This is a genomic window from Actinomycetota bacterium, from assembly GCA_030682655.1.
Lineage (GTDB): Bacteria > Actinomycetota > Coriobacteriia > Anaerosomatales > JAUXNU01 > JAUXNU01.
Window position 1 is genome coordinate 1 of sequence record JAUXNU010000139.1, and the last position, 1,793, is coordinate 1,793.

The following is a 1,793-nucleotide window of genomic DNA, read 5'->3' on the forward strand; positions in this document are numbered from 1 at the left end:
GGCCCGCCGCCCTCAGCTGGAGCGCTTCGCCGCCGAACACGGCCTCAAGACGATCACAGTCGCGGACCTCATCCGCTTCAGGCGCAGGACCGAGCGGCTCGTCGAGCGGACGTCGACCGTGCGCCTGCCCACGCGGTTCGGGGAGTTCCTTGCGTACGGCTATACGTCGGCGATCGACGGCGCGACGCATGTGGCGCTCGTCGCGGGAGAGGTGGACGGGGCACTAGACGTGCTCGTGCGCGTCCACTCCGAGTGCCTCACAGGCGATGTCTTCCATTCGCAGCGCTGCGACTGCGGAGACCAGCTCGAGGAGGCCATGCGGCGCATCCAGGCGGAAGGCCGCGGAGTTCTGCTCTACATCGTCGGACACGAAGGCAGGGGCATCGGGCTCGCGAACAAGCTGCAGGCGTACATGCTGCAGGAACAAGGCCACGATACCGTTGAGGCGAACGAGGCGCTCGGTTTCGCCCCGGACCTGCGTGACTACGGCATCGGCGCACAGATCCTCGTCGACCTCGGGCTCACGACCATGAGACTCATGACGAACAACCCGACCAAGATCGTCGGGCTTGAGGGCTATGGACTGGTCATCACGAAGCAGGTCGCGCTTGAAGTCGAGGCGTGTGCGGAGAACTACTCGTACCTCAGAACGAAGCAGAAGAAGATGGCGCACACGCTCAACCTCGGCGAAGCGCCCCAAGGGCAGGGAGTGGACAGATGAGCACGTACGAAGGCAACCTCATCGGGACCGGACTCAAGGTCGGAATCGTGATCAGCCGTTTCAACGAGCTTCTTTCGACGAGGCTGCTTAGCGGAGCTGTCGACGCGCTCGGCCGGCACGGGGTCAGCGAGGGCGATATCGACGTTGCATGGGTTCCGGGAGGGTTCGAGATACCCCTCGTTGCCCGAGAGATGGCGTCTTCGGAGCGTTACGACGCCGTGATCGCCTTGGGTGTGGTGATACGCGGTGGGACGCCTCACTTCGAGTACGTCGCCTCGGAGGTATCGAAAGGCGTCGCGAAGGCTTCGCTCGACACGGGCGTACCCGTGCTCTTCGGTGTCATCACCGCGGACACTATCGAGCAGGCGGTCGAGCGCGCGGGAACAAAGGGCGGGAACAAGGGTTGGGATGCGGCGCTGGCCGCCATCGAAATGGCTAATCTCATGAAGGAGATGCGCGGCTAGAGCGGGCACGGGAAAGCCCCGGCAGTCGATATCCTCGGTGCCGGGGCTCCCACCCGAGAAGACCCATTGGGCTCTCGCCACCCTGTGGCTGTCAGCCGTGAGCCGTCGGTGCGAATCCATCCGCCCCAAGAGGCGGAGAACGAACATAGCAGAGCCCGTCTGGTCGCCACAAGCGACCCTACGTTCGATTCGATGAACGGTTCGGAAGTGATGTCGGGCGGCGCGAGGCGATGCTCGTGCGCTAGAATGTGGAGCGCAGGTCCCCTATGCCACCGATGCACGACGGGACGTACGCAACGTGGACGACAGCGGCTCCATCGAGAGCACGGACACCCCCGGTCACGCGGGCGCGGATGCGGCCGACGATGACACAACCGTACTCGAGCTCTTCGGTTTCAAACTCCATGTGAGTAACCCACGCCTCGCCGAGGTTCTCGCCATGGATGCGCGAGAGGCGATGTTGGCCGATGTTCGGGAGCTGGCGGATCCCACTGCGATCCGGCAGGCGCGTGAGACCCTCGCCGAGGCTGCGCCAGAGGTGATGGTCGCCCCTGCGACAGCCTACACCGAAGACGAGTCCAGGCAGCGTGTGGAGATACGCCAACAGG

Annotated in this window: 3 protein-coding genes; all 3 read left to right on the top strand. The window is 64.5% G+C overall.

The window, feature by feature from the left end:
* On the top strand, positions 1–721 hold a 721-nt coding region (gene ribA, locus Q8K99_08840), incomplete at its 5' end, for a GTP cyclohydrolase II (protein MDP2182659.1).
* On the top strand, positions 718–1,185 hold the full coding sequence (gene ribE / locus Q8K99_08845) for a 6,7-dimethyl-8-ribityllumazine synthase (GenBank protein MDP2182660.1): 468 nt from the start codon (positions 718–720) through the stop codon (positions 1,183–1,185). The genes ribA and ribE, both read left to right, overlap by 4 nt.
* A gap of 298 nt (positions 1,186–1,483) precedes the next feature.
* Positions 1,484–1,793: hypothetical protein (locus Q8K99_08850; protein ID MDP2182661.1), on the top strand; the 310-nt coding region annotated here is incomplete at its 3' end.